Genomic DNA, 3,323 nt, shown 5'->3' with positions numbered 1-3,323 from the left:
TGGTACAACCCCCGCCGCATCCAAGCTGGCCTCTGCGGGCTCTCACCCGACGAATATGAAGCTGCCTGGAAGGACAACCAGCAGCACCACCCCCAAGCGGCTACCCTCCCACTCGAGGGGGTCGGTCCCAAATAAAAAAAGTCTCCGGGAAACCGGGGGAGGTCCAACCACCGAATCCGAGTACGACAGATGTGGGCGCAGGACGCGGCTGCGATGTACGGCTACGCCGCCGCGTCGTCGGCAGCGGCCAAACTGACCCCTTTCCGGGAACCACCCCAGACCACGAACGTCACCGGACAAGCAGCCCAATCCACCGCGTGGCCCAAGCCGCCGCCGCGTCGGCCGCCGGCAATGCTCAGACCAGCCTGACGCAAATGATGTCGACCGTGTCACAACAGCTGCAAGCCCTGGCAGCGGGTGGTCATTCGGCCCATTCCTGGTGGCTGGGGCCATCGACGATACTTGCGGCCTTCAGCGCCTTCAATACGCTGGCCGGCCCGGCGAGTTTGGCCTCAAATTTCAGCCGTACCAGCACGTCGGCCGGAAGTTTCCTGACCGGTGCCTACCGATCCGGGATTCAGGCCGGCGGCGGCGCCGCGAAGGCGATCGCCAAGGGCGCCGAATCGGTTGGCCCGGCAACCGTTACCTGAAATGTGAGTGTTTGTATGACTGGCATTTCAGGCAGCCCGTCCTTTCGGGTGGGCACCCCGTTCAGAAACGGTTCCGGTTTCATTGCCACCCGCCGTGCCCGAAGGCTGGGTCTTACGGTCGGCTCCACCGGTAACGACGCCGGTACTCGGCGCCGTAGCCTTGGGCGCATGACGCGCCAAATTGATAGCGGCGTTACGGTCTCGGTCGATCACAAGGCCGCAGTGCTGGCAGTGATACCCCCGTTCGGCCAGGTGCAGTTTGGTTTTCACCACACCACAGCCGGAACACATTTTTGAGCTGGGCAACCATCTGTCGGCTTTGACCAGATGCGATCCATAGCAGCGTGTTTTGTAGTCGAGTTGGCGAAACATCTCCCCAAGGCCGGCATCAGCCAATCCCCGGTTGAGTCCGGTTTTGGCGGCGGCGCCGTTGGGCAGGAACGCGCCGCGATTGTCGGGGTCGGGTTTGGGTTTCGGGCGGCGCATCATGTTCTTGACCGCCAGTGTGGTGCTCGGTGAGCCCGTTTCCCCTTCCCCCTTATCTGTGTTGAGGACCCCCGTAAAGGTGGATCCGTTTTGGTCATTTCGTGTTGTTTGGCCTCGTTCGGACCCGTGTTAGGCGCTGCGGACCGCAGCCGGGGTCGAGGTAGAGCGCCCGCAGCGCAGCGAGGACGAACGACCTCGAGGCCGGCGAGGATCCGCCGCATACTGGATCGGGCTGGACGAGGGGAAAGACCGGTGTCGTTCAAACCATCTGCTTCCTCCCATGCGATCGATGTGGGAGACGTTGCGCGTGCCGGCGCCCAGCCTTATCTGGGTCCGCGGATAAATCCGGCGACATGATGATTGATGGGGTGCCCGACGTGCGGGCCGCCGAAAAGGGGTGCGGCCGCTCATTCTTTCCGGGAAGTCCACCCAACAGCGGGGTGGCGACAGGGAGATCGGAGGAGCCGACCGCAGGCATCAGCTGAAATGTGGGCAGGGCACGCAGGCAACGCATGGTTAGGCAGCCACCTCCTGACGGTCCGGGACGGGCAGCGCCAGAGCGGCATCGCCGAGCTCACGCAACATGTGATAGCAGCGACGCAGGATCTTGCGCTCCACCGCCAGGGTGGGGTTTTTACCGTTGTGGCCGTCGCGCTTGGCCGCCAGCCGCCGGTAGTAGGCGTAATCCGGCGAGCCCCGCCGGGCCGCGCACTTGGCCGCCTCAAACGCCGCCCACCTCAGCTCGGGTGAGCCTTGGCGCGGCAGGTGCCCCGGCGAGCGCTTGGTATCCGAGGAATACACGGTGACATCGAGCCCGGCGTAGCGCACCAGCTGATCTGAACTGCTGAACCGGCGGGCATCGCCGATCTCGGCCCACATGATCGCCGCGCACAACCAGCCGATACCGTAATGGGCTTGCAACGCCCGACACCCCGCCTGGCGGCGGGCGAAATTCACCAATTGCGCTCGCAGCGAGTCGATCTCAGGGGTCAGCTCATCAATGCGGCGCAACGCTGTCTGCACGTACTGGCGCCCCGCCGCCGACAACTCGGCAACTGCTAGCGCTGCACGGCCCGCTTCGGATAGCAGCGCCCGAATCGGCGGGCAGCCCTGATGGAACAACTGGGCATGGATGCGCTGCTGCCAGCCCCGCCGCTCCTCGATCAAGCTGCAGTACAACCGGCCCAGCGTGCGGATCTCGACCATGTGCGCCGGCGGGATCCACGATTCCGGGAACCGGCCCTCCAGCAGCAGCGTGCGCAGCAGCTTCGCATCGGCGCGGTCGGTCTTGGCCCGCTTCTTGCGACCCCGCAACGCCGCAGTCTCGGCCGGATCCCCCAGATGCACTCCCACCCCCGCGGCCGCCAGCTCCTCGCTGACATACCGCCACCCGGTGCAGCCCTCCAACCCAAACTCGCCGTCCCCATCCGGGCAGTGCTCAGCCAGCCAACCCCGTAACGAATTCCGCGTCGCAGGCCGGATCTGACCCCAATGCACCACCCCATCGTCATCGACGTAATCAAAGGTGATCTGCTGCCGATGCACGTCCAAACCGCCTACCATCGTCATCAGTGGGACCTCCTCGAGCTCCTGAAAAAATTCTCTGACGCCCATATCAACGAGCGTCTGAGCCGAGGGGGTCCCCATCACATGTCATCTTTCAATCCGTGCGTGCGGTTTTCCCGCACACGGCTTACCGATGATCTTCTAGACATGGTTACGCTGCCTTCGGGTATCGGATGGTGCCACGAAGTCGGTGCAGGCCGTGCCCGTTGAAACACTCCTCGGTCCATTGATCGACTTGACCAGCTCGCAGGTTGCGACCCCGCTTCTTGACCATCAGGCGCCGCAGTCGCCACACCACGTACCTATCGATCTGACCGAACTTGGCGGCGGCGTTACCGGTACGAAAGTAGTTGCCCCAGCCACGCAGGATCGGACTGAGATCCGCGATCACATCACGGATGTCAAGCCCGACTCGGTTGCGGCCGGTGCGCCCACGCACTTTGGCCCGAATCCGGGCCATGGCACGCTGAGACGGCCACCGATGGAGGTAGTAGCGCACAATCTGCCGCTGCTCCCACAGCCGTCCTGACATGCGGGCGCGGAAATGACAGCCTAGAAAATCCAGGCCCTCACGTCCCTCCCGCAGGTCGACCACTTTCGTTTTGTCCGGATGCAGCCGCA

General features: G+C 64.0%; 4 protein-coding genes. 1 reads left to right on the top strand and 3 read right to left on the bottom strand.

Annotated elements, in window-relative coordinates; translation table 11 throughout:
* Positions 1-317 precede the first annotated feature (317 nt).
* On the top strand, positions 318-650 hold the full coding sequence (locus CDN38_RS20455; protein ID WP_075509946.1) for a hypothetical protein: 333 nt from the start codon (positions 318-320) through the stop codon (positions 648-650).
* Positions 651-677: 27 nt separating this feature from the next.
* Here CDN38_RS20455 and CDN38_RS31085 read toward each other — a convergent pair whose 3' ends face one another.
* The 3 genes from CDN38_RS31085 to CDN38_RS20440 form a co-directional block, all read right to left on the bottom strand.
* Positions 678-1,139 carry a zinc ribbon domain-containing protein gene (locus tag CDN38_RS31085; protein ID WP_306316098.1) on the bottom strand — a complete coding sequence of 154 codons (462 nt, stop codon included), beginning with the start codon at positions 1,137-1,139 and terminating at the stop codon, positions 678-680.
* 513 nt (positions 1,140-1,652) lie between these two features.
* The gene (locus CDN38_RS20445; RefSeq protein WP_099319442.1) at positions 1,653-2,705 is read right to left on the bottom strand and encodes an IS110 family RNA-guided transposase; all 1,053 of its coding nucleotides are present in this window, start codon (positions 2,703-2,705) and stop codon (positions 1,653-1,655) included.
* A 148-nt stretch (positions 2,706-2,853) separates the two neighbouring features.
* Positions 2,854-3,323: group II intron maturase-specific domain-containing protein (locus tag CDN38_RS20440; RefSeq protein WP_275539805.1), on the bottom strand; the 470-nt coding region annotated here is incomplete at its 5' end.

Origin of the sequence: Mycobacterium ostraviense (genome assembly GCF_002705925.1) — a bacterium.
In the GTDB taxonomy this organism is placed as follows: domain Bacteria; phylum Actinomycetota; class Actinomycetes; order Mycobacteriales; family Mycobacteriaceae; genus Mycobacterium; species Mycobacterium ostraviense.
The sequence above is the reverse complement of the archived record's forward strand: the minus strand, read 5'-3'. Positions and strand labels throughout refer to the sequence as shown.

Excerpts from the sequence above, each read along its gene's own strand:
- CDN38_RS31085 (WP_306316098.1), bottom strand. The coding sequence starts at position 1,139 with ATGATGCGCCGCCCGAAACCCAAACCCGACCCCGACAATCGCGGCGCG.
- CDN38_RS20445 (WP_099319442.1), bottom strand. The coding sequence starts at position 2,705 with ATGACGATGGTAGGCGGTTTGGACGTGCATCGGCAGCAGATCACCTTT.